The sequence below is a fragment of the Dellaglioa sp. CoH-55-MRSF-7 genome, assembly GCF_056782235.1.
This window is the reverse complement of sequence record NZ_JBXAYI010000253.1, coordinates 1-231: the sequence shown is the minus strand read 5'-3', so window position 1 is coordinate 231 and position 231 is coordinate 1. Positions and strand designations below refer to the sequence as shown.

Here is a 231-nt window from a genome sequence, read left to right as displayed (position 1 = left end):
CCTTAAAACTCCGCTCGGTGACGCAGGAGGTCTGAAACAGGTTCTCGAAAAGAGTGATATACCGTTCCAGTTCAAGAAGCATTTCCCGACACAGGAATTTAGCAGTCCTATCAAATTCACGGACACCCTCAAGGACTACCAGCCAGCAGCCGTTGACGCGATCCTGGAAAAGAAGCGTGGTGTCCTCAAAGCCCCGCCCCGGAGCGGTAATACCGTGATGGGGGCCGCAGC

General features: G+C 54.5%; 1 protein-coding gene. It reads left to right on the top strand.

The genetic code is table 11. The annotated features are described in order from the left end of the window. A partial coding sequence (locus AC1RPU_RS08565) for a hypothetical protein (RefSeq protein WP_481769745.1) occupies positions 1 to 231 on the top strand: 231 nt, incomplete at both ends.